We start from the raw sequence: 976 nt of genomic DNA, 5'->3' as shown, positions 1-976 counted from the left end.
GCGGGCCGAGCGGCAGGGGGCCGTCTACTGCGCAGCGACGGCCGAGCTCGTGGACGGCTCCGACGGTCTGGTGGCGAGCGTGATGGTGTTTCACACCGATGGCGCGCCGAATGCCGCGGACAACACGGTGGAGGCGATCGCGGGGCAGGTCACCGCCGTGGCGCCGACGGGCCGGAGATCCCCGTGGCGCACTGTGACGATCGTCGAGATGCCGGTTGGCCGGGCCGTGCGTGTTCGCGGGGTCGAGCAGGCCGAGCCGGACGGGGTGTCGATCGACAGCGTTGTCATGCAGACACTCATTCCGGTGCCCGGTGCCCGGTGCCCGGTGCCCGGTGCCCGTGGTGTGCTCAACGTTGTTCTGAGTAGTCCGCATGTCGACATTGCCGACGAGCTGTTCGACCTGTTCGACGCCATCAGCGACACGTTGGCCTGGTCGCGGGACCGTCCGGACCAACTGTCCGTCACGCATTCATCCCAATAGCCCTGGAGCGATTCCGTCGGTCGCCCAGGTCCACCTGATGAAAGGGAGCGTCATGGCCAACGTCCACGTCGACTACGCGGCGCTGCAGAACGCCGCGTCCCGTTTGAGGGCCGGTCAGCAGGAGATGGAGACCCAGCTGACCCAGCTCAAGAGTCTTATCAACAGCCTGGCCGACAACGGGTTCAGGACCGATCAGGCGTCCGGGAAGTTCCAGCATGCGTATGAGCAGTGGGACACCGGTACGAGGAACGCCATCCGTGGCCTGGAGACCATGAGCGGTTTTCTCAACACGGCCGTTTCACAGCACCAGCAGCTTGACGCCACGCTCAGCCAGTCGGCGGGCGGCTGACCTGCCGCTGTGTGTCTGACCTGCTGCCACACGGGCGGCTGGCTTAAGGATCGCTGGTAGGCCCGTACCCGGCAGATTGCTGCGCGCACCGGGGCCGGACGCGCGGGGTCTGCCGGCCCGCATGCGACCAGGATTACCACTTTAAG

2 protein-coding genes are annotated in these 976 nt (G+C 66.6%); both read left to right on the top strand.

The features are described 5' to 3' along the window. The coding region (locus DD1DGNOD_RS18770; protein ID WP_241255830.1) for a hypothetical protein at positions 1-481 on the top strand (481 nt) is incomplete at its 5' end. Between the two features lie 37 nt (positions 482-518). Next, positions 519-830: a WXG100 family type VII secretion target gene (locus DD1DGNOD_RS18765; protein WP_241255829.1), complete on the top strand. Its 312-nt coding sequence runs from the start codon at positions 519-521 to the stop codon at positions 828-830. Positions 831-976 lie beyond the last annotated feature (146 nt).

It is taken from the genome of Candidatus Protofrankia californiensis (assembly GCF_900634765.1).
Taxonomy (GTDB): Bacteria; Actinomycetota; Actinomycetes; order Frankiales; family Frankiaceae; genus Protofrankia; species Protofrankia californiensis.
Note: the sequence above shows the minus strand (reverse complement) of the source record. Positions and strands in the feature narration are given on the sequence as shown.

Bases quoted from the DNA above. Each gene is read 5' to 3' on its own strand.
- DD1DGNOD_RS18765 (WP_241255829.1), top strand. From the start codon at position 519: ATGAAAGGGAGCGTCATGGCCAACGTCCACGTCGACTACGCGGCGCTG.